The sequence below is a fragment of the uncultured Nostoc sp. genome, from assembly GCF_964247315.1.
Classification (GTDB): Bacteria; Cyanobacteriota; Cyanobacteriia; order Cyanobacteriales; family Nostocaceae; genus Nostoc.
Genome location: NZ_CAXTTT010000025.1, coordinates 42619 through 63945 on the forward strand (window position 1 = coordinate 42619; position 21327 = coordinate 63945).

The 21327-nt window shown below is 40.3% G+C and carries 22 protein-coding genes; 9 read left to right on the forward strand and 13 right to left on the reverse strand.

All coding sequences use genetic code 11. From position 1 onward, the window contains the following. Positions 1-510: 510 nt before the first annotated feature. The 3 genes from ACFE93_RS10115 to ACFE93_RS10125 are packed head-to-tail and all read left to right on the forward strand — an operon-like array spanning position 511 to position 3405. Positions 511-1677, forward strand: a complete 1167-nt coding sequence (locus tag ACFE93_RS10115) for a Re/Si-specific NAD(P)(+) transhydrogenase subunit alpha (protein WP_375473166.1) — start codon at positions 511-513, stop codon at positions 1675-1677. Between the two features lie 31 nt (positions 1678-1708). Next, positions 1709-2002, forward strand: coding sequence for an NAD(P) transhydrogenase subunit alpha (locus ACFE93_RS10120; protein WP_322710495.1), 294 nt, complete (start codon positions 1709-1711; stop codon positions 2000-2002). After that, a complete protein-coding gene (locus tag ACFE93_RS10125) occupies positions 1999-3405 on the forward strand; it encodes an NAD(P)(+) transhydrogenase (Re/Si-specific) subunit beta (RefSeq protein WP_375473167.1) in 1407 nt (468 codons plus the stop codon). Before ACFE93_RS10120 ends, ACFE93_RS10125 begins: the two co-directional genes overlap by 4 nt. A gap of 54 nt (positions 3406-3459) precedes the next feature. Here ACFE93_RS10125 and ACFE93_RS10130 read toward each other — a convergent pair whose 3' ends face one another. The 6 genes from ACFE93_RS10130 to ACFE93_RS10155 all read right to left on the reverse strand — a co-directional run bounded on the left by ACFE93_RS10130 (position 3460) and on the right by ACFE93_RS10155 (position 6937). Further along, positions 3460-4425, reverse strand: a complete 966-nt coding sequence (locus tag ACFE93_RS10130; RefSeq protein ID WP_375473168.1) for a radical SAM protein — start codon at positions 4423-4425, stop codon at positions 3460-3462. Between the two features lie 87 nt (positions 4426-4512). Beyond that, a complete protein-coding gene (tcmP, locus tag ACFE93_RS10135; protein ID WP_375473169.1) occupies positions 4513-5802 on the reverse strand; it encodes a three-Cys-motif partner protein TcmP in 1290 nt (429 codons plus the stop codon). Positions 5803-5900: 98 nt separating this feature from the next. Continuing rightward, the gene (locus tag ACFE93_RS10140) at positions 5901-6041 is read right to left on the reverse strand and encodes a hypothetical protein (protein WP_375473170.1); all 141 of its coding nucleotides are present in this window, start codon (positions 6039-6041) and stop codon (positions 5901-5903) included. Between the two features lie 217 nt (positions 6042-6258). Then, the gene (locus tag ACFE93_RS10145) at positions 6259-6471 is read right to left on the reverse strand and encodes a type II toxin-antitoxin system VapC family toxin (protein WP_375473171.1); all 213 of its coding nucleotides are present in this window, start codon (positions 6469-6471) and stop codon (positions 6259-6261) included. Next, complete coding sequence (locus ACFE93_RS10150; protein WP_375473172.1) at positions 6468-6746, reverse strand: hypothetical protein; 279 nt, start codon at positions 6744-6746, stop codon at positions 6468-6470. Before ACFE93_RS10150 ends, ACFE93_RS10145 begins: the two co-directional genes overlap by 4 nt. A 35-nt stretch (positions 6747-6781) precedes the next feature. Further along, positions 6782-6937, reverse strand: coding sequence for a hypothetical protein (locus tag ACFE93_RS10155; RefSeq protein ID WP_375473173.1), 156 nt, complete (start codon positions 6935-6937; stop codon positions 6782-6784). 835 nt (positions 6938-7772) lie between these two features. Between ACFE93_RS10155 and ACFE93_RS10160 the strand changes: the two genes are divergently transcribed. Further along, positions 7773-9458, forward strand: a complete 1686-nt coding sequence (locus tag ACFE93_RS10160; RefSeq protein ID WP_375473174.1) for a SulP family inorganic anion transporter — start codon at positions 7773-7775, stop codon at positions 9456-9458. Between the two features lie 463 nt (positions 9459-9921). Here the strand turns inward: ACFE93_RS10160 and ACFE93_RS10165 are convergent, their stop codons facing one another. From ACFE93_RS10165 to ACFE93_RS10175, 3 genes are all read right to left on the reverse strand, one after another. Then, positions 9922-10548, reverse strand: a complete 627-nt coding sequence (locus ACFE93_RS10165) for a pentapeptide repeat-containing protein (protein WP_375473175.1) — start codon at positions 10546-10548, stop codon at positions 9922-9924. 225 nt (positions 10549-10773) lie between these two features. After that, the gene (locus ACFE93_RS10170) at positions 10774-11448 is read right to left on the reverse strand and encodes a cadmium resistance transporter (protein WP_375473176.1); all 675 of its coding nucleotides are present in this window, start codon (positions 11446-11448) and stop codon (positions 10774-10776) included. A gap of 290 nt (positions 11449-11738) precedes the next feature. After that, the gene (locus ACFE93_RS10175) at positions 11739-11981 is read right to left on the reverse strand and encodes a hypothetical protein (protein WP_375473177.1); all 243 of its coding nucleotides are present in this window, start codon (positions 11979-11981) and stop codon (positions 11739-11741) included. Between the two features lie 73 nt (positions 11982-12054). Between ACFE93_RS10175 and ACFE93_RS10180 the strand changes: the two genes are divergently transcribed. Together ACFE93_RS10180 and ACFE93_RS10185 are read left to right on the forward strand one after the other, a co-directional pair. Continuing rightward, positions 12055-12495 carry a Crp/Fnr family transcriptional regulator gene (locus ACFE93_RS10180; RefSeq protein ID WP_375473178.1) on the forward strand — a complete coding sequence of 147 codons (441 nt, stop codon included), beginning with the start codon at positions 12055-12057 and terminating at the stop codon, positions 12493-12495. Positions 12496-12563: 68 nt separating this feature from the next. Next, a complete protein-coding gene (locus tag ACFE93_RS10185) occupies positions 12564-12911 on the forward strand; it encodes a GNAT family N-acetyltransferase (RefSeq protein WP_375473179.1) in 348 nt (115 codons plus the stop codon). Positions 12912-13291: 380 nt separating this feature from the next. Here ACFE93_RS10185 and psb35 read toward each other — a convergent pair whose 3' ends face one another. The 3 genes from psb35 to ACFE93_RS10200 all read right to left on the reverse strand — a co-directional run bounded on the left by psb35 (position 13292) and on the right by ACFE93_RS10200 (position 14773). Next, positions 13292-13519, reverse strand: a complete 228-nt coding sequence (gene psb35 / locus ACFE93_RS10190) for a photosystem II assembly protein Psb35 (protein ID WP_375473180.1) — start codon at positions 13517-13519, stop codon at positions 13292-13294. A 380-nt stretch (positions 13520-13899) separates the two neighbouring features. After that, positions 13900-14559, reverse strand: coding sequence for a Uma2 family endonuclease (locus ACFE93_RS10195; protein ID WP_375473181.1), 660 nt, complete (start codon positions 14557-14559; stop codon positions 13900-13902). Then, on the reverse strand, positions 14552-14773 hold the full coding sequence (locus ACFE93_RS10200; protein WP_375473182.1) for a hypothetical protein: 222 nt from the start codon (positions 14771-14773) through the stop codon (positions 14552-14554). Before ACFE93_RS10200 ends, ACFE93_RS10195 begins: the two co-directional genes overlap by 8 nt. Before the next feature lie 129 nt (positions 14774-14902). On the opposite strand from ACFE93_RS10200, the gene ACFE93_RS10205 reads away from it, so the two are divergent. From ACFE93_RS10205 to ACFE93_RS10215, 3 genes are all read left to right on the forward strand, one after another. After that, positions 14903-15523, forward strand: a complete 621-nt coding sequence (locus ACFE93_RS10205) for a hypothetical protein (RefSeq protein WP_375473183.1) — start codon at positions 14903-14905, stop codon at positions 15521-15523. Then, positions 15516-16535, forward strand: coding sequence for a DUF262 domain-containing protein (locus ACFE93_RS10210; protein ID WP_375473184.1), 1020 nt, complete (start codon positions 15516-15518; stop codon positions 16533-16535). Before ACFE93_RS10205 ends, ACFE93_RS10210 begins: the two co-directional genes overlap by 8 nt. A 165-nt stretch (positions 16536-16700) precedes the next feature. Further along, complete coding sequence (locus ACFE93_RS10215; RefSeq protein ID WP_375473185.1) at positions 16701-16934, forward strand: AbrB/MazE/SpoVT family DNA-binding domain-containing protein; 234 nt, start codon at positions 16701-16703, stop codon at positions 16932-16934. A gap of 57 nt (positions 16935-16991) precedes the next feature. Here the strand turns inward: ACFE93_RS10215 and ACFE93_RS10220 are convergent. Beyond that, on the reverse strand, positions 16992-21327 hold a 4336-nt coding region (locus tag ACFE93_RS10220; RefSeq protein WP_375473186.1), incomplete at its 5' end, for a hypothetical protein.

The window sequence follows — 21327 nt, forward strand, 5'->3', positions numbered from 1 at the left end:
GAATTTTGTTATAAAATTTGATCCATGTCATCAGCGATCGCCAGTTAACTTGGGCTAAATTGATTAAAATAAGTTGAATTGGAATCGAAGTCGTAATTATTAAAATTTGATTGGGAAATTATAAAGCTTTCAAAATTCGGTCAATATTACTCTATAAGAAAGGAATACCAAAATTTCTCAATCCCGAAAACAAGTTAAAGATAAAGATGCAAAATTTGGGAATCAATTTAGGATGTGCAATACGTAACCCTGTTTGCAACTATCTGAAAATATGACATCTGCGAGCGGCAAAGCCGAAAGTCCGATCGGAGGGAACCTCCGCTCAGAACTTTACAAAAAAATCAGGCTTTGTCTGGAGAGCTAAGAGTGGGAGAGGTAAAGATTCAAAGTTCAATCTACAAGTAAAATTCATGGCTGATGTTCCAGCCTAAGTACTATGAGCGCGGAACATCCCTCGTCTGGACAATCGCTTACTTAGCAGAGATTAGGTATTTATCTTCAGGAGATTTCATGAGAATAGCAGTTGCTAAAGAAATTGAAGTTTGTGAACGTCGTGTGGCATTAATTCCTGACACCGTTGCCCGATTGGTAAAACAAGGTTTGGAAGTGTGGGTAGAAGCGGGTGCAGGAGAGCGCTCTTTTTTTGGCGATCCTGACTATGAAGCAGCAGGAGCCACAATAATCAGCGATACTGCCAAATTATGGGGTGAAACAGATATTCTGCTGAAAGTAAGTCCACCGCAAGAACGAGAAGATGGACGCTCAGAAATTGATTTGTTAAAGGAAGGAGCTGTTTTAGTCAGTTTCCTCAATCCTTTGGGAAATCCGGTTGTAGCGCAGCAACTGGCAAATCGGAAAGTCACAGCTTTGAGTATGGAGATGATCCCCCGTACCACCAGGGCGCAAAGTATGGATGCTTTGTCCTCGCAAGCTTCATTAGCCGGTTACAAGGCTGTATTAATTGCCGCAGCTGCATTACCGAAATATTTTCCGATGTTAACCACCGCCGCAGGCACGATCGCTCCAGCGAAAGTCTTTATTATGGGCGCTGGTGTAGCCGGATTGCAAGCGATCGCCACCGCTAGACGTTTGGGAGCAGTGGTAGAAGCCTTTGATATTCGTCCCGCCGTCAAAGAAGAAGTTCAAAGCTTAGGGGCAAAGTTCGTTGAAGTCAAATTAGACGAAGAAACCGTCGCCGCAGGTGGCTACGCCAAGGAAATTTCTGAGGCTAGCAAACAACGTACCCAAGAAGTTGTCGCCGAACACGTCAAAAATTCTGATGTGGTAATTACCACCGCCCAAGTTCCTGGAAGACAAGCACCACGGCTGGTTACAGAAGAAATGGTGGCACAAATGAAACCCGGTTCAGTGATTGTAGATTTGGCTGCTGATCAGGGTGGTAACTGCGCCTGCACAGAACCCGGAAAAGATATTGTATGGAACGGCGTGACAATTATCGGCCCCATCAATCTCCCGTCATCGATGCCAATTCACGCCAGCCAATTGTATGCCAAGAACGTAACATCGTTGATGCAACTGCTAATTAAAGACAAAGCTTTGCACGTAGACTTTAGCGACGACATCGTTGATGCAGCTTGCGTTACCCACGCTGGTGAAATTCGCAATCAACGCGTGCGGGATGCACTACAAGCTTTAAGCGGCGTTGGAGCAGGTTAGTAGCCAAATTACTATAAGGAGTTTTGATTTCATGACAGAGGCATTACTTGCTGCTTTGTTTGTATTTGTTTTGGCATCTTTTATCGGCTTTGAAGTTATCAACAAAATACCACCGACTCTCCACACGCCCTTAATGTCAGGCTCAAACGCAATTTCTGGCATTTCGGTACTTGGGGCAATAGTGGCCTCAGGTGCTAGAGACACAAGTGTGTCAGTGATTCTCGGTTTGATTGCTGTGGTATTGGCAACTGTCAACGTTGTAGGTGGCTTTCTAGTCACAGATAGAATGCTGCAAATGTTCAAGAAGAAGGAGATTAAGGCGTGAGCGACTTTTTACCAACTGGCATTCAGCTGACATATTTAGTCGCTGCATCCTTATTCATTTTTGGTTTGAAAAAGCTGGGTTCACCAGCTACAGCGCGAAACGGTAATGTGATCGCATCTGTGGGGATGCTGCTGGCAATTGTAGCGACAATGCTGGATCGGCATGTGTTGAACTACGAGATGATATTGTTGGGCTTGGCGATTGGATCGGGAATTGGGGCGATCGTTGCCTATAAAGTCCAAATGACGGAAATGCCCCAAATGGTGGGTTTACTCAACGGTTTAGGTGGTGCGGCTTCAGCATTAGTCGCCGTTGCCGAATTTTGGCGATTATTAGATTCTGGCGCACCCGTACCTCTAGATGTGAATATTTCCATGCTATTGGACGTGTTAATCGGTGGCGTTACCTTCACAGGTAGTTTTTTAGCCTTTGCTAAATTACAAGGTTTAATTAGCGGTTCCCCGATTACATTTCCTTTCCAGCAACCATTTAACCTGTTGCTTCTCGGTGCTTATTTGGTAGGTAGTGCCTATTTAATCATTACACCAGATAGCTTACCCATATTTTTGGGAGTGGTAGCTGTTTCCTTAGTGCTGGGTGTGATGTTCGTCATCCCCATTGGTGGCGGCGATATGCCGGTGGTAATCTCGCTGTTGAACTCGTTGTCAGGTGTGGCGGCTGCTGCTGCTGGTTTTGTGGTGATGAACAATATGTTAATCATCGCTGGGGCTTTAGTAGGAGCATCTGGCTTAATCCTCACCGAAATTATGTGTAAGGCGATGAACCGCTCTCTCTTCAGTGTGCTGTTCAGTGCTTTTGGTACAGGATCTACTTCTGGTGGTGGTGCTGCTGGTGGTGGTGCAACTGATCAAACTGTCCGCAGTATCGATCCTGAAGAAGGGGCGATGATGTTGGGTTATGCCCGTTCTGTGGTAATTGTGCCTGGTTATGGGATGGCAGTTGCTCAAGCGCAACATAGCGTCCGGGAATTGTCAGATCAGTTAGAAAAAATGGGCGTTGATGTCAAGTATGCCATTCACCCTGTTGCTGGGAGAATGCCGGGACACATGAATGTGTTGCTAGCAGAGGCAAATGTGGCTTATACCCAGTTGTACGACATGGATGATATTAATCCCCAGTTTGAACAAGCGGATGTGGCTTTGGTAATTGGAGCAAATGATGTAGTAAATCCGGCGGCGCGAAGTGATGTAAATAGCCCGATTTATGGTATGCCGATTTTGGAAGTAGATCGGGCGAAGCAGACGATTGTGATTAAGCGCGGCATGAGTACGGGTTTTGCCGGTGTAGATAATGAGTTGTTCTACAAAGATAAAACTACGATGCTGTTTGGTAGTGCGAAGGATATGGTGGCGAAGTTGGTTTCGGAAGTGAAGCAACTTTAACGAACCACAGAGACAGAGAGAGTGTAAAAAGTAGAGACGTGATATTTCGCGTCTCTACTTTTTTAAGGATGTCAAGCTATCCCACTTTTCCACTGTTGGCTTATACAACCAATAATCCAGCTTGACATCATCAACAAGTCCTCTAAGTTCAGGATCGGGCCAAATGTGAAGCCGATCCTCACATCCAAGCTCTCTTGCGGCTGTTTCAATGTCATTCCATTGCCTTTTAAAGTATTCCGCCCATGACTTTTTATGCCTTATGGAACCCGTAAAATCCAAGCCTGCCGCTATCATACGTTTTCCATTACTTCCGCGAGCATTAATAGGCTCCCAAAATATAACTTCTGGATTGATACACATTATTTTTTCCAAATGTCTTTTGAAATCATCTAAAGTCATATTTGGAGGAGTAGGAGCAACTGCAACATACATCCTACACCCAGCTTTATGACCTGCCAGCATTGCTTTATAACGTTCTGAAGGAGGAGGAGCTTGAGGTTCAATCTGGCGACTGAGTTCATCATTTAGGTATGGTAAACTCATGCCAACGATCACGTTAGTACGATTAAGAATATCAATATCATTTACCCATAACAGACCACGAGTAAGAATCCGGATTTTTTTCTTATATCTCGATAAAGCCTCAACAACACCCCGCGTAACATTTGCAGTCTGTTTAGTTTGATAAGGATCAGTACCCGAACAGACTAACACTACACCTTTTCCTGCTGGTGTTTCACGCCAAGACCTTTTACGACTCAGGATTTTTTCTAGTTGCTCAGGTATTTCTTCTCGAACAAATAAATACTGTCCCCAATCCATTTGAGGATTGCTTACTCCTTTTGAATGCAATTGCGCTTGTTTAGTCCTAATTGCAGGCGTAGAAGGTACATAACAAAATGTACATCCATGCAAACACCCTGATGCTACATTAACCACATAGTCACATAGCCCTTTTTTGTTAAGAGCGCTCTGTTGCAGAGGATTAACAATTTTTTCAACGCCTTTAACAATAGACATAGCGCACACTTTTATTTATAGAATTTATTATTAGTATTACAATTCTAAAATCCTTATTTTGGTTATTAAGATATAATAAAAAGCATTTTAAAAAATTGAAAGCTGTTTATATTTAGTTAGCTTTATTATATCACTTTTATGTAAATCAATTTTACGCCCTTTTACTATTTCCCCATTTCTCCAAATATCTATTTCTTTTTCATTTCTCAGGAGATTTATATAACTTGTATAATGCTCTTTACTGGCTGGGTTACGTTCCATCGTTTGATGACAAAGCTCATGAAAAATAATTCCGTCTTGATTATTACGTATAATATTGCCCAAATGACTATCTAATTTTTCTAAACAGAAATATTCGCTATTTTTAGTAATATCAAATTTCAATTCCATTTGATTTTCTTCATAAAAATCTGCTGTTCTAAAGCCATGCCCATACAATTCAAAATAATATTGGTAATCTAAGTTATTTTCTTGCCAAAAACTTTCTTTTATTACTTCTAAAGCCGTAAGCTTTTGAGAAAGATGCATTAAATAATATAAAACACTAATATCACCTCTAGGAATCATTGAAAAAGTAAATACGTATTTAGCTTTACCCTTATCTCTAAATAATCTCATAGATTCATTTCTGAGATAACATTGACCTCCAATTCTATTAAAACTATTAAAATTATCAAATTGATAGTATTCTTCTGCATCTAGGATTCTGTTAAATGTATCTTTATCTTTCCCATCCCTATCACAAACAAATCTTTTAATATAATTAATCATATATGTATAAAGTATTTCAGTTCGCTTTAAGTTATTAATTTTTCTAATACTTTGCATAGAAACATCAGTCCATCCATAGGGATCGATAAAAAAGAATGAGTGTCCTTTGCGAAGATCGATTTTGAATATAACTTCATTTACAAAGTTCTCAAATTCGCCACATATAAATTCACACTCTTCTACTAATTTTCCAACTTCGCCTTGAAATTCATGTGGTTGCCCATTAACTAACTCGCCTAAACCAGCCTTTGGCATGGAATAATTTTTAAGACAATCTAAATGTTCTCGATCATTATTTATAAAAATAAATTTAACATTTAAATCATACTCGCGTTTTGATTTTTTATAGCCTGCGCGAATAGCTTCTATAATTCTAATAGGTGATCCTTTCCATTCCCTTTTATTATCCCGATCACAATACATACCACCTCCACAAAATCCATCAACAAAAGTAAACGTTGTTTCTCCATATCTACCTTTGCCATAAAGTGTGTAAATAAGATTTTCAAGATATGTTTCAAGAATTTGATGCTTGGCTTTGGTATGAGGATGTATATCAGGAATATGGCTTCCATCAGCACTCCAAGTTGCTTGTGATTTGCTCACGTTGATTGTCTCCCCAGTAATATTCAATACTAATATAAAATAAGTATATTTAAAAATGATCATACGTGCCAAGTTATCTCAAAAAGGTGATCCCCTCTCTATTCTTCTTTGGTGTCTTGGCAGTTCGTTAAAAAAGCGATCGCCTGCAAAATCTTCACCGTGCGATCGCTTCTGCGCTTCTGTGGTTCGTTAAAAAAAGCGATCGCTCTGGCAATATAATTAAGACTGCGGTGTAACACTGCGCGGATCTACAACTACAATTGCAGAAAAACGTTTAAAATCATCAATATTAAATGTAAGTAGATGTGTAATCTGGTGTGTTATCATCGCCGCAACTAAACGTGCATCATGCACCTTTTTTCCCATGACTTGGTATTTAACAATTAGAGATTATCAGTCACAAAAAATAGCAGGTGTGTCAAGGTATAGTATAAATATCTTCTTGAGTTTATCAGTTTATTCTACTGCTTGAGCCGTGGATAAACCTAAACCATTACTATTAATTGGTCTTGTCGCAACAGCCCAAAACTCAATGAGATTCTGTGAAATTATATATAATAATTCCTCTTGTCTCTTGAGCATCAATATCGCTCTTTGAGTATCAAAGTGCATTGGGCTATTCTTTTGCACCAAACGCAGCAAAATATTAGTATCCACCAAATAGCTCATAACATTTCATCTTCTCTGGTGTAAATACTCTCTCGACTAATTGCTTCATCTGAAAGTGCTGGTGCTAAAGAAAAAGCAGGACTATTTATTAAATCTATTAATATAGCTTCCCATTCTTCCTGAGTTGATACTTGATAAAAAAAACTTTCTTCATGGCTGGTTAAACTGTTTTCAATCAGATATGTAAGATAAGCTTCTAACGATAAACCTTGTGCAGCAGCTTCAGCAATGAGACGAGCCTCTATTTCTGGTTTCAATTGTAGCTGTATGGTCATTTGTTGTCTCCTAATTCCCTGAGTTGTAGAAGTCTTCATCTAGGATCATCGCAAAAGTCTTCTCCCTCTAACTCTGAGAATATATTTAATTCACTACCAGGTGCATAATCTGCAATAGCTGTGATTGCGGCTAGTGTTAATTGGCATTTTTGCTCATCTTTGGTAAGTGAGTGTTTTTCTTGAAGAACCAATTGCAGTGCTGATTCAGCTATCTTTAGGCGATCGCTTATGCTCAGGTTTTGGAATGCTTGGAGAATTTATTTAGTTTCCATATTAATTCATAGAGCAACTTATATTACTAATAGTAGTGAAATTATGATAAGCGATCGCCTGCCAAATCTTCACCGTGCGTAGGCGAAGCGCGCCGTTCGCAGAGCGTCTCGTAGAGAAGGCATCGCCTGCAAAATCTTCAGCGTGCGATCGCCTATCTGTCACAATGCCTTGAAGCGCAAATCCCCCACACTACCACCGCGCAAGTCATGTTCAGATGTGTTTGCCCTTGTTTACCTGCCCGTGCTTTGTGCCAGTTGCGTAAGTCCTGAATAATATTGCACGGGCGCGTTTTGCTAAACCCACAGGAGTTGTTGACTTACGTAGCCAACTGTTTAGTATGTCTTGTTGCTCACCAGTCGTTTCGACCTGGATACTTGAGATACGTCCCTGCATGTCCGATTTTTAGTCCAACCCTACAAAGAATATCTTCCACTATTTCCGACCCGATCGGTTATTTGCTGAACCTCTTCAGGCAGAACATTGTAACTTTCCCAAAACCGATGAGTTGTGTAATGCATCAAATCGTTCGATAGTTCCCCGCCTCGAACTCAGTGATCGCTAACCTTTATATGCACAATATATCTATTATGTCAAGCAAGTCTGCGCTTTTATTAATCAGCAAATAGGCGAATTTAAACCAAAACCCATACGCAATCAGGAAATTATCAACAACCCTGATAAAATCTACCAAAAAGATGGAATAACATTTGTGTGTGCTTCAACAAATTGTGTATAAGAGTTGAAAATGACGATATGGCAACATCTAATATCCTCAAAGAACCACAGCTTTTGCGTCTGGGTAGCTTGTTTGGTGGACTGCGTGGCGATTTTACGGGAGGACTAACAGCAGCAGTGGTAGCATTGCCTTTGGCTTTAGCCTTTGCGGTGGCCAGTGGTGTGGAACCAAAGGCAGGACTTTACACCGCGATTGTGGCGGGAATTGTCGCAGCAATTTTTGGTGGTTCGTCAGTACAGATTACAGGGCCAACAGGCGCAATGGCTGTAGTTTTGGTGGGAATTGTCGCCAAGTATGGCCTTGAGAAAGTTTGGATTGCTGGGGTGATGGCTGGAATTATCCAAATTGCCTTGGGGGTTGCCAAGCTTGGACAGTTAGTAAAGTTTATTCCCTATCCAGTGACGGCAGGTTTTACTAATGGTATTGCCGTGATTATTTTTTGTGGTCAGTTAAATAATTTCTTTGGTTTAAAACTACCGCGTAGCGAACATTTTTTGCCAGGGCTGTGGCAAAGTCTAACTCATGTAGAAGCTCTTAATTGGGCAGCAGTTACCTTAGCAGTTGTGGCGATCGCAACCAATGTTTTATGGCCGAGGATAAATACTACAATACCAGGTTCTTTAGTGGGTCTGGTGTTAGCAACAGCGATCGCTTCTTCCTTCCATCTAAATGTACCAACAATTGGCACGATTCCCCAATCTTTACCGATGCTTCAAGGTATTCCCCACTGGAATGATTTTAGTGTGATTCGAGAACTAATTAATCCGGCTTTGGCTTTAGCTGCGCTGGGAAGTATTGAATCGTTGCTATCGGCGGTAGTGGCTGATGGGATGACAGTCAGCGAGAAACATAATAGCGATCGCGAATTAATTGGTCAAGGTTTGGCTAATATGATTGTGCCATTTTTTGGTGGCATCCCCGCTACAGGTGCGATCGCTCGAACTGCTGTTAATGTCCGTTCTGGCGGTAAAACTCGACTATCTGGGGTAATTCACGGACTTGCATTAGCCATCATCGTTTTAACTTTAGCACCCCTAGCAGAACAGATTCCCTTAGCAGCACTTGCTGGGATTCTGATGGTGGTTAGCCTGCGGATGATTGAGTGGGAAGCCATTGGTTTATTAATGCGTGCTACCTACTCAGACTTTGCTGTGATGATTCTCACCTGGCTAGTGACAATCTTGTTTGATTTAGTTCTCGCTGTAGAAGTGGGATTGATTGCAGCTGGAGCCTTGTTCATTAAACGGATGAGCGATTTAAGTTTAGTTAAAATACCTGAAACCGAAGTATTTCCCCCTGGTACTCCTCTGGAATTAGGTAAGGAAATTGCCGTTTATCGGGTAGATGGCCCTGTATTTTTTGGTGCTGCGGAACGATTTGCTACCTTCCTCCGGGATGAACCGGAAGTGAAATATTTAATTCTGCGGTTGCGGTTTGTGCCAAATATGGACACAACTGGGTTAGTAGCCTTAGAGGATATTTATCACGACTTGGAACGGCACAATTGCCGATTAATTCTCACAGGTTTACAACCCGAAGTCCAACAACTACTAGAACGTACAGGATTGTTAAAAACAATTGGGTTATCAAATTGTTTTGAAACAACCACAGAGGCGATTTGCTTTATCTCTCCTCAGATTGTATGTTCTCAACCTGTAGCGGCTAATTTGAAAACAAAAGAATTGATGGAATTAATTGACTGAAAATATTTTGCTAATTCAACCCCAAAGAACTAAAGCAATGCTTTGTTTTCCCTAAAAGCAGCCTAACGTGCATACAGAAGTCTTCTAACATTGCTGCATAAGCTTTTGATATCCCCAACCCCTTTTCTCTATGAGTGAAAGGCGTCCCGCAGGGATGGGATATCTTTTTAAGGGTAATACCAATTGGAAAAAAGAATGCGACAAATAGACCATTTGTAGAGACGCGATGAATCGCGTCTTTACCCAAGGATGTATTGCAATTATTAATTGAATTGGTATAAGTCCCAAAAGGGATTTCTTAAAAGTCGCAAAGTATACTAAAAACTAAAGCCTGATTCAGCAATGAATACAGGCTTTTAATGTTTTTTATGAAATTTTTGTACAAAGAACTTTAGTTTACAGGAATTTTCAGGTAAATAGACCACGCGGTAGGGGCGCAAGACTTGCACCCCTACAAAAGATGTTACTGAATAGCGAATCCTTCTGGTCTGATTGCATCCTCCAAATCAACGCCCATCAGGTTAGCTCCCTGGATGTTTGCATTTGTTAGATTTGTATCTTCCAAATCTGCGTTTTGTAGGTTAGCGGTTTGCAAATTTGCTCCCAAGAGATTGGCTTTCTCTAGGTCTGCATCAAAAAGGTTTGCTCCTACCAGGTTTGCTCCCCAAAGGTTTACCTTGCCTAAATCTGCTCCTTGAAAGTTAGCTCCTTGTAAGTTTGTTTGCTGCAAGTTAGCTCTTTCTAAGTCTGCATTTTGTAAGTTAGCACCTTCCAAGTTTGCTGCTTGCAGGTTTACATCTTTTAACATTGCCCCAGCCAGGTTACAACCAACACATTCATTGGTCTGTAATAAATGTCTAACATTTTCTGCTACAGACACTATTGGCGATACAACCGGAGATATTACTGGTGGTGTTACAGGCTCCATTGGCAATTCAACTGGAGCTAGTTCAGATTCTGTAGATATGGATGGTGTTAGTGTTTGCGCTCTAGCGCTAGGCTGGATAAGCAAAGTAAATCCCGCGACAACTACCAGAAATACTGCTGTTACGAGCCACTGAGTTAATTTTTTAGAGTTTGATTGATTCATTAGTTCCTTCATATTACGGTTCGTAGTGGTGGGCTTGCTTTTATAAGAGCCATCGATAATGTGCTTTATTCTCACTTTAGATCGCTTGATTGATAAGATTAAATATTATTTCGATTCATATTGATAAACTAAAGTGATTAAAAATCTTTTTGGATGGGAAACAATCGCTAATTTTTTTTGCTTACATCAGGGACATAGCACCCATTAGGAATTGCGGCCTTATACCTAATTCCCAAGCATTGCCAGACTAGGTAAAAGTCGATATGTTTCACTTTTAATTAAGATAGAGAGTCCCAAGTAAATTAAGACAAAAGGGAAGATTTTTCGACCGTAGCGAGTTAGAACGGGAGTCATCAGAGGATTACGAGTCAGATTGTAAGAGAGTAAGCACCACGCCCCAATACTGAAATAGCAAACACAGACAATTACGCTCAAACTTGGAAGATTGCTACTGGCAAACAACGGTACATAAATTCCAATGTTATTTCCGCCATTGGCAATGGTGACAGCGGAAACACGGTAAGTTTGAGGATCGCGGATAGTTGCAAATAGTGATTTCTTTTGGCGTCCAGATTTTACAGGAGAGTTTAAGTCAAGTGACACCGCTTGCACTGTCTCTCCTTCCTCTTCTCGACTAATGAAATTACTGATACCAATGGCAATAGGAAGCAAACCCAGTAAACCAATCCAGGTGCTGGGAATAATCAGACCGCCGAAGAAACCAGGGAGACTAGCACATACTAAGGTAGTAAATCCGAGAAATTCACCGAGAACAATATGCTTAGGACGAAAGCTACGATTGACTTTCCCGAAAAAAGCTGTCAAATATAAGTTGTCGTCAAAGGTGGTTGCAAAAGCGACAGAGATTCCAATAAAAAATGTACTAATTAGCCAAGTCATAATTGTTGCTCACAGTAATTCAATGCTGTTTGTCTTAGTCCTCTCTGCTTCTCAATGTGAGGGCAGGTTAGGAGATTTTGTGACTGTTTTCCTAACGACAACCGATCAGATATTCGTTATTTATTAGCCAATTACCCAATTTTTAGAGGCATCGCCTCCAATCAAATTGGTGATTTTTTTCTCAGCAAGGTACCTTGGGAGCTCATGGAGTCAATATTATGGCTTTCTGCCAAATAAGAGCAAATACTCTTATTTTTTAAAATGATAAATAAAAGTGATTGACAATTTTACTATATGTTTTGGGCTTTGCACCCATTGACACCGATCGCAAGAAAAGGGAAAGAAAAAACTTTTAACCTTTTCCCTAAACCAAATTCTGAGTTCAAAATGCCCAAAGCGAGTAGTATTGAATACTGAGCTATTGTTTGAGAAACTTCTATGCGTAGTTTACCGCCGTAGGCATCGCTCTGATTGAAGAGAACCCTTGTTAGATGGTAAAGCCTGGGATATCCTTGACGGCTAGCATTCAACATCGGTAATATGACTAATCGCCCTCTGACTTCAGTTTTGGGATATTCAGTAATGTTGGATTTTTAACTTGTAATTATGCTAACCAGTGTTGACCGTTTATTATTTGTCCGGCGAGTCCCGATTTTTAAGGAATTGCGGGATGATTTTATTGTGCGGCTCACTTCAGTGATGAACGAATTGTCATTCCCAGCTAATTACACCATCTTTCGACAGGGAGAAGAAGGGCGATCGCTCTATATTGTCGTCTCCGGTCGAGTTAAAGTTCACATTGGGAATAAACAGTTGGCAGAGGTGGAACAAGGAAAATATTTTGGGGAGATGGCAGTATTTGATACTCAACCTCGATCCGCCACCGCAACGACTTTGGAGCCTTGTGAATTTTTAGAACTGACGCAAGAGCAACTATATGATGCGATCAAAGAAACTCCCGAAATTGCAGTGAATATTATTCGTGAGTTATCCCGTCTGATTCGCAGATTGAACGACGATATGAATGTAACCTCTTTGCGGAGTTAATAATCAAGTCAATCTTGAGCAGTCGAGAGTAAATCTAACAAAACTAATAAAAGAGAATCAGAAAAATTATGGCAACAGACGCGGTAATCTTGCGCCTAAAAAAGGTTACGGAACAGCACGCCGAAATTCTGTACTCCCATATAAGCAACCCACATCTGTACGAATACCTTGAGGAGCCAATCCCGACTCTCATGGAGGTTAAGCAAAAATTTAAGTCCACTACCCTAGAAAAATCACCAGATAACGAGACTATGATCTGGCTGAAATGGGTTGCCGTAACTCCCCAAAACCAATATGTTGGTGTTGTCGAGATAGGTATTTTCGACGATCAATATGCGGAAATCGGCTTTATGACATTCGTTGGTTTCCCGAACCGAGGAATACGCCCACGCTTACAGTTCTCTAGCCATTGCTGAAACCCGATAACGCTTTAACTTATCCACACTACACGCATCGCTGAATGAGTACAATCTTGCCTCCCGTAAAGTGGTCGAGAGGCTTGGGTTCCACTTGCACAAAATCAATCGCAATGCAGAGTTTGTTAAAGGCAAACCTTCTGATGAATTAATTTACCGCTTGACCTTTTGAGGTTCTTCTTCTGAAGCATAGGTTTCCATAATGAAAATTTTTCTAATACTTTTTACAGCAGTTTTCATTAGAAATATGAGTGAAAAAGAATGTATAGACGTAGCAATACTACGTCTATACAAGGATTTTGGATAACGCAAGATGTGGTTCAAAATAAATGAATACTGCTGTAAGTTTGATTATTAAACTCAGCACCGATCACTGCTTATTACTTAGGTTCACCCAGACCAGGAGTTTCTTCTTTATCAACCTTAGGCACAAAATCAGGACGTTCTTTGCTTTCCCAACCTGCGGGGCGTTTCGAGTTGTACCAAGCTATTGAGCCAATGCTAACAGCAGCAACAAAACCAACGACATACACCAAGGTAAAAGCAACAGGAAAATGAGGGGCAGCATCTATAGCTGGTGCTGCTGTTTGCATAAATAATAAATTCATGGGTATATTCTCCACAGTTAAGTGACACTATTGAACACGCTATAAGATGAGCGTATCACCTAACATCCCTCTGTAGTTTAGTTTGAGCAACTTCATATTGCATAAAAAAGGGCAGAGATGCAAAGGAAGTAGCTGATATGTGTAGGTTTGTTGCATTTATTTGTACCTGTGACTAACTATTAGTTCTTCTTGCCGTGGTATCACCTGTAACCGTAGTGGGCAAAGCGGATCTTCTGGATCGAGTAGTGATGCAAAATATAGGGTTATTGCAATCGCTCAATCTACAACCTGTGTAAATAATGCAGCCAGCTACACCACATTTGATTAGCGTTGGGCGATTGTGGTGAGAAGACGACTAGAATAAATTTCTTCGTTGCTAATCAGCGACTCATTGCAAAAATCTGTTCAGCCGTTAAGGGAATGTTCGGAAACAATCTAAAATCAATTCGATCCTGCCCTCGAAACACCTTTGGGGGTAAATACTCTGCACCTTCAAGTTGGTAGATTGTAATGGTTGGCTGCTTGGGAGAGCCAATGAACCGAATGCCACCAAAAGCAGCATAGTCCACAATGATGTACTCAAAAACGCCCAAGTCTTCATATTCAGCAAGTTTTGTCAGATAGTCGTCCTTCCAGTTGTTGCTAACGACCTCAATGACTCCGGGTGGTGGAATATATGCAGCAGCAGAACTAGAGCTAGTTTTCATCCTCTGCCATTCAACTCTTGCAAATATGACAATATCTGCTTTCCGGCTTTTTTCCTTTTCGCCTGGTGCTGTTTTGAGCCGAACCTGCTTGGACTGCCGCGACACGTAAGGCAGGTCATTTTCTTGGCAGTGATTTTCTAAGTAGGCGCACAGTCGCTCGATCAAATCCTCATGATTTGCATTTGGTTCTGATAATGGCACGGGAATCCCATCCAATAGCTCAAAATCTCTGCCTGAAGCATCATCCCAGGCAAGAAACTCTTCAAAAGTCAGTGGTTGTGTGACGGTTGCATACATCGCCCTCGCTCCCTTGCTGACGGGTACTTCACTCAATCCTACCAAGATGTACAGCTTTGTATATTAGTTTTGGCTGATTTTCCTGCCGTAGTTTTGAAACAACAGCTTGAGGTTGGATAACAAAAGGCGATCGCAATTGGTGAGTGTAGTGCGATCGCCTTTTTGTGAAAATACCTATTTTAATTATCCGATTGTATTCTGTGACTATTAACAGTTTGTAACTTCTGTTGTCTTTTGTTCGGACTAACAAAGCTAAAAAATCAAATCACCATTTATTTAAGTATATACATTTATTGGCTTGGTAAATTTTAGCATTTAATATATGTATTTTTAGCTATAAAAACTTGGCTCAAGTTATGTTGATTAAATAAAATACTCCATGTGGCAGACTCTAATAATTGACCAAAGCCATATTAATCAAAAGATTGATATATTCAAAGCAGCATTACGTGATTACTCTCTAACAGAGAAATTAATTGTTCAAAAATATATAATACATGGTACACCTTATGTTTTTAAAGATGATGAAGGTAAATATTTTGACCTTAAACATGAAATTGCTACTCATTTTGAAGAAAGACCAGAATGTGTACTGATGGTCGGTTCAGCTAAATTAGGATTTAGTATAGCTCCAAGTAAATTATGGAATTCGTTTTCTGAAGAATCAGATATAGATATAGCTATTATATCTAAAGAGATTTTTGAAAAATTTTGGTCAGAGTTATATGATTTCGACATAAGTTTGGTATCTAGAACTGATAGAGAAGAACAAAGGTATAAAAAATTTTTAAAATATTTTTTTAAAGGGTGGCTAAGACCAGATTTATTTCCATTTAAATATTCTCGTACAAATGAGTGGTTTGAATATTTTAAATCAATCTCTTATAAATATACACCCCAAAAAATAGCAGGGGGTATTTATTATAATTCTGATCTGTTTGAAAAATACCACATGCAGAATATCAAACAACTGAGACAGGAGGATGTTGAAAATGAGTAAAAATGGTATCGCAACTAATAAAAAAGTTTTAGATTTATTCAATATGATAAAAACTGGTACTTTAATACTTGCTCCATCTTTTCAAAGAAAACTTGTATGGAATGATGCACATAAAGAGAAATTTATAGAAACAATTTTATTAAAAATTCCTTTTCCTGAAATATATCTCGCTGATGGTGAAATTGATCTTGATATTCAAACATCAAAAACACTTGTAGTAGATGGTCAACAAAGATTAAGTACAATCTACCAATATGTCACAGCATCACCAGAATTCACTATCAAAAATATCAGTAAGTTTGAAAAATTGTCTACACAAGAAAAAACAGATTTTTTTGATTATACAGTTGTCGTCAGAGATTTAGGAAGAATTCCTGAAAGTGAAATTAGAGAAGTTTTTAAGAGAATAAACTCTGTACAATACGCACTAAATGCAAGAGAAATTAGCAACTCATTATACGAAGGAGACTTCATCACAACTGCTAAAGACATTCTAGAAAATAATGCTCTTTTTACAAGTTTAGAGGTATTTAGTGAAGGTGAATTTTCTCGTATGAAAGACCTGGAATATGTATTAATAATTATGTCAACAATAGAAGAAGGTGGTTATTTTACTAGTGATAAAGAAGTAAAGACCTATGTAGAAAAGTACAATAATGAATATCCAAATAAAGACTTAATGTCTAATAATTTTAATGAAGTATCTAAATTAATTATTGAGTGTAATCTTCCTCCAGATAGTTTGTGGATAAAGAAGTCTAGTTTATTTACTTTAATTGTTGAATTAATAAAAATTAAAAATAAGTATGGTTATTTACCTCAAGAGCAAACTTTAGCTCATGCTTTAAAATCTTTAGAAGAAGAACTACATATAAATAAGAAAGAAGATGTATCTAAAAATATGTTTGCTCAATATTATTATACACATCAAGGTACTGCTAGTAGAAAAGGACGTAATGTTCGCGGTCAACTTATAAGTAAAATTTTAGAAGAAAGTATGAATGTAAACTAGCGAACGTTCTAAAATTCGTATTTATATAGTGTACTTACCTACCTACTAAACTCAAGAGAAATTTTACCGATGCGATCGCACTGTAATAGAAATGCAGGGAACCTTTTAGCCAAACACTTCAAAACTAACATGAGGACATAAGAACGCTTGAACAACAAACACACTATGCGGATTACACCTGACGGTCAGATTAACATCCCTCCTGAAATCCGAGAGGTGCTAAACATTTCTCCTAACGTAGAATTAGCATTTGAAATCGAAGGCGATCGCCTCTACCTCAAGAAAATACAACCTACCGATAAAATCTCAACCTGGATTAACACCATGCGGGGCTGCGCTGCTGGCAATCTCACCACTGACAAAATTATGACCTTCACCCGTAGCGACGACAATCCATGACCGTCTTGGTAGACAGCAACGTTATCCTCGACATTCTTACCAACGATCCCAACTCCATCACCTACCAGAACACAAGGCGCGATCGCTTTTCATTACTTTCTGGTTAGTCTGCAAATAATCATGTAGCAAATTGCAACCTCGTGCCAGTAATTTATCCAGTTGGATATCTGCCAAATCTCGGAAAATTACTGTACCATTGCCACTACCCGCAGCCAGAGTCTTACTGTCATGGCTGAAACTGACGCTGGTTAACTCATCCTTATCACCTTTCAAAGCAATCAGCAATGTCCCTGCTCGGTTCCAAATCCTCACTTTGTCATCACTGCTAGCTGCCAGAGTTTTACTATCAGGGCTAAAACTGACACTAATAAAACTATCGCCATCGCCCGTGAGATTATCTAGTAAATTACCGTCTCGACTCCAAATTTTCACTGTGCTATCAGTACTAACTGAGGCAATGCTTTGACTATCGGGCGACCAAGCAACTCCATTTACCCGGCGGCTATGACCAGTTAATGTATATAGTAATTTACCTTCTACACTCCAGATTTTCACGGTTTTATCATCACTGGCTGAGGCTAGCAACTTGCCATCAGGGCTAAAACTTACCCAATTCACCGCTTCTTGATGTCCCTGCAAGGTATTAAGTAGTTTACCGTTGCTACTCCAAAGTTTTACTGTTTTATCTTTACTAGCTGAGGCAATTACTTGACCATCAGGCGACCAAGCTACACCCAAAACGGTATCATGATGACCTTGTAAGGTATTGAGCAGTTTACCGTCACGACTCCAAAGTTTTACTGTTTTATCTTTACTAGCGGAGGCAATTACTTGACCATCAGGCGACCAAGCTACACCCCAAACTTGACCCTGATGCCCTGTGAATGTACGAATTAGTTTACCATTACGACTGAAAAGTTTTACAGTTTTGTCTCGGCTTGCTGCTGCCAAGGTGCGATCGTCTGGGCTAAAACTGATGCTAGTTATCCAGTCATCATTATCGGCTTTGGGTTTTCGCAATAGCACATCGTCCCAATGCCAAAGTTTAATAGTTTTATCCCGACTGGCGGAAGCAAGGGTGCGACCGTCTGGGCTAAAACTCACACTGTTAACCCAATTATTATGTCCCTTCAGGGTTCCCAGCAACACACCTTCAGAACTCCAGAGTTTGATTGTCTCATCAGTACTTGCGGAAGCGATCGTGTTACCATCACGACTAAAACTGACGCTGGTAACTCCAGCACTATGACCTGATAAGGTTCGCTGTAGTTTTCCCTCCAGATTCCACAGTTTGATTGTCTGGTCTAAACTAGCAGATGCGATCGCTTTCCCATCAGGCGACCAAGCTACACTTTTGACTGCATCTTCATGTCCCTGTAAGGTTTTGAGCAGCTTACCATTCCGACTCCACAATTTTACTGTCTTGTCAGCACTCCCGGAAGCTAAGGTTTGACCATCGGTTGACCAAGCGACACTCAAAACTGCACCATCATGTCCCTGCAAAGTTTTGAGCAGCTTACCATCCCGACTCCACAGTTTCACTGTTTTGTCTGTACTCGCCGAAGCAATAATCTGGCCATCTGGGCTGAAACTAACACTATTCACCACACCCTGATGCCCTAATAAGGTAGCCAGCAGTTGACCTTCTCGACTCCACAGTTTTATCGTCTTGTCTTGACTGGCAGAAGCAATGATTTGACTATCTGGGCTGAAACTGAGGCTATTAACTACATCTTCATGCCCAGACAAGGTTTTGACCAAGCTACCATCAAGACGCCAGAGTTTGATTGTAGTATCGGCACTAGCTGAGGCAATTAAAGAGCGATCAAGGCTGAATGTAGCACTATTGACGCCAGATAGATGCCCATCCAAGCGATTATATTCCCTTACTCCGGAAACTGCTTGATAAAGCGCCGTCTGTACTTGCTCTCTTGTATTGGAATCTACCCAGACTGTTTGTTGTAATTTTCTCCCTGCTTTTAAAGCTTCTTTTAAAGCATCAATACCTTTTTGCGAGGCAAAGAGGGCTTCACTGGATGCACTGAGGGTTTTAATTTCACTATCTACTGCTGTTACTATAGAAACACTTAATCCCAATATGGCGAGAACGGAAGCCGTTAGGGCAATTTTCAGCGAACGATTTAATTGAGCTTCACTAAGTCTTTGTTTCTTTTGACTTTCTGCAAGTTTAGCTGTTAACTCTTTTTCTTTAAGTTCAGCTCGTAATTGCTCAATTTCTAACTGACTTAATTCTTCCCGCTTGTGTAATTCTCGCAATTCTGTTAATAAGTCTAATCCCTGTTGGGGATGAGGAGCTACTAATTTGGAACGTTGCTTATTTTGGCTAAGTTCGCTCTTAAGTCGCTCAATCTCAGCTTTACTTTGTTCTACTTTGTAGCGCAACTGATTTAGTTGTACCTGTAAACTTGATTCTTGTTGTTGCAGGTAGCGAATCAAGTCTACTAAATAATCGTGAATCAGTTGATAGCGTTCTGGTACATCAGGAAAGAGAACTACTAAACCGGAGCGCACTAAAATTTCTAATACTAACTCTAATTTGTCAGCATCTTCTAATTCTGATAGCTGCGCCGCTAACTCTGCACGAGTTTTAAAAGGTCGGTTGTTGCTTTCATCTGTTAATAAATATAAGACGAGTAAAGCGGCTCGTTCATTTTCTGGGCCGCAGTCTTTAATTAGTTCCTTAATATATCGTTCGATGAGTTTGTTGGGTCTATATGGCTGATATTCTTCTAGGGTAGTAATTCGTTCATCTTGAATTTGCGCTCCCACAACTTGCAATTCAATGGGGCGGACTTCTCCAAATTCTGTTGACAAATCTTCGATTAAGGCATCAATTAAAGCAGGTTCTAAATTAAACTGCGATCGCTCCGTCAATTTTCGGATAATTGCTTTAGCATATTCTGGCGAAAAATTATTTAACTGATAGCGGATATGCTTATCGAGAATATTATTATTAATCGCTTCCAGTGCCGAGAGATGTTTAAAGTCTAATAACCGATGTAAATAATCTTCTCGCAAGGAAAGGATAACTTTGACAAAGGGTATATTCAGACAATCGCTAATAAATTTATCAAACTCTTGTTTTTGATTGCGATCGCTATAACCAAAGAAAAATTCTTCAAACTGGTCAAAAATTAAAACTGTAATCAAATGGCGATCGGCATTTTCTTGGAGTTGTTGTAAAATGCTACCAATGGTGAACGGTGTACTAGAGTAAGGCAAAGCCTCCGCATCAATGGCTGCTTCTAGCTTAATATCAGCGTAAATCGCCAGGGATGCGTCACTAGACATCGCCTCACTCAAAGATTTCCCTAATTCCCGTGTCCAATCGGTATAAACTTGCAGTACCACAGGTACGGCTATTTGATCGCCAATGGCTCGATTTTGCAGTGCTGGAACTAAACCCGCCGTGACGGTAGAACTCTTACCCACCCCCGATTGACCGTGAATCACCGTCAATTTTTGATCGGCGCGGCTAATTCTGCCAATTAAGTTATTAATATCACGTTCTCGACCAGAAGCCGCAATTTCTAAAGCAATGCTGCTACTTCCAGAAGGTGACATCAATGCTGGGTTTGTCGCCTGTCTTTGGGGTTGCAAGCGCCCTGCACCAATAAAAGCCCGAAAACCATACTGCTGCTCAACAGAACGCCGTTTCTGGCGAATGTAATAGGCTTCGAGATATCGCCCTTCTTCAAAGTAGAGCGATCGCAGTCTCCGCAATAAGCGAATATAACGATGGGCATCGTATTGATGGGCACTGCTTTCTAAGGCTGCTGGCAGTTCTTTTGTGGCCTTATCTAAGTATTCACGAGCGACTTCTAGTTCGCCTAAATTTCGTTGTGCTTTCGCTAAAACTAAATAGTAAATTTGCGCCAGCAGTAATGGAAATAAGCAGTTATAAGGGTCGTTATGCTTTTGCGCCTCACCCAATTTTAGCAGTGATACGTGTGCTAAGATACTCGCCTGTACCCACCGCGACTGCTGCACAGCTACTTGCGCCAGAAAACCGTAGTCACAAGCTAGTTGGATTTGAGTACCATAAGTTTGATGTAACTCCAGAGACTTTTGAGCAACTGTCTGCAATTCTTCCCACTCTTGCAGATATTGCAAAACCTCAGCGAGTTGATTAATAAATCCAGCAACTATATCCAAACGCCCAGCCACCTGCAAAATATTTAAGCACTGCTGAAAATAAGATTTAGCAGTGTACCAATGGCGGCGATTTTCTATTTGATTTTGCTCTGCAAAACGGCAATAACACAGCCCAATATAAAACAGCAAAATTCCTTGTCGTAGAAGTAAGGGAGATGGGCGATTAGGAGGCACAGACGAAGAAAATACCCCTTCATCTCCCCCTGCTCCCCTGCTC

Bases quoted from the DNA above. Each gene is read 5' to 3' on its own strand.
- ACFE93_RS10115 (WP_375473166.1), top strand. From the start codon at position 511: ATGAGAATAGCAGTTGCTAAAGAAATTGAAGTTTGTGAACGTCGTGTG.
- ACFE93_RS10120 (WP_322710495.1), top strand. From the start codon at position 1,709: ATGACAGAGGCATTACTTGCTGCTTTGTTTGTATTTGTTTTGGCATCT.
- ACFE93_RS10130 (WP_375473168.1), bottom strand. From the start codon at position 4,425: ATGTCTATTGTTAAAGGCGTTGAAAAAATTGTTAATCCTCTGCAACAG.
- ACFE93_RS10145 (WP_375473171.1), bottom strand. From the start codon at position 6,471: ATGAGCTATTTGGTGGATACTAATATTTTGCTGCGTTTGGTGCAAAAG.
- ACFE93_RS10150 (WP_375473172.1), bottom strand. From the start codon at position 6,746: ATGACCATACAGCTACAATTGAAACCAGAAATAGAGGCTCGTCTCATT.
- ACFE93_RS10160 (WP_375473174.1), top strand. From the start codon at position 7,773: ATGGCAACATCTAATATCCTCAAAGAACCACAGCTTTTGCGTCTGGGT.
- ACFE93_RS10165 (WP_375473175.1), bottom strand. From the start codon at position 10,548: ATGAATCAATCAAACTCTAAAAAATTAACTCAGTGGCTCGTAACAGCA.
- ACFE93_RS10170 (WP_375473176.1), bottom strand. From the start codon at position 11,448: ATGACTTGGCTAATTAGTACATTTTTTATTGGAATCTCTGTCGCTTTT.
- ACFE93_RS10175 (WP_375473177.1), bottom strand. From the start codon at position 11,981: ATGTTGAATGCTAGCCGTCAAGGATATCCCAGGCTTTACCATCTAACA.
- ACFE93_RS10180 (WP_375473178.1), top strand. From the start codon at position 12,055: ATGCTAACCAGTGTTGACCGTTTATTATTTGTCCGGCGAGTCCCGATT.
- ACFE93_RS10185 (WP_375473179.1), top strand. From the start codon at position 12,564: ATGGCAACAGACGCGGTAATCTTGCGCCTAAAAAAGGTTACGGAACAG.
- psb35 (WP_375473180.1), bottom strand. From the start codon at position 13,519: ATGAATTTATTATTTATGCAAACAGCAGCACCAGCTATAGATGCTGCC.
- ACFE93_RS10205 (WP_375473183.1), top strand. From the start codon at position 14,903: ATGTGGCAGACTCTAATAATTGACCAAAGCCATATTAATCAAAAGATT.
- ACFE93_RS10210 (WP_375473184.1), top strand. From the start codon at position 15,516: ATGAGTAAAAATGGTATCGCAACTAATAAAAAAGTTTTAGATTTATTC.
- ACFE93_RS10215 (WP_375473185.1), top strand. From the start codon at position 16,701: ATGCGGATTACACCTGACGGTCAGATTAACATCCCTCCTGAAATCCGA.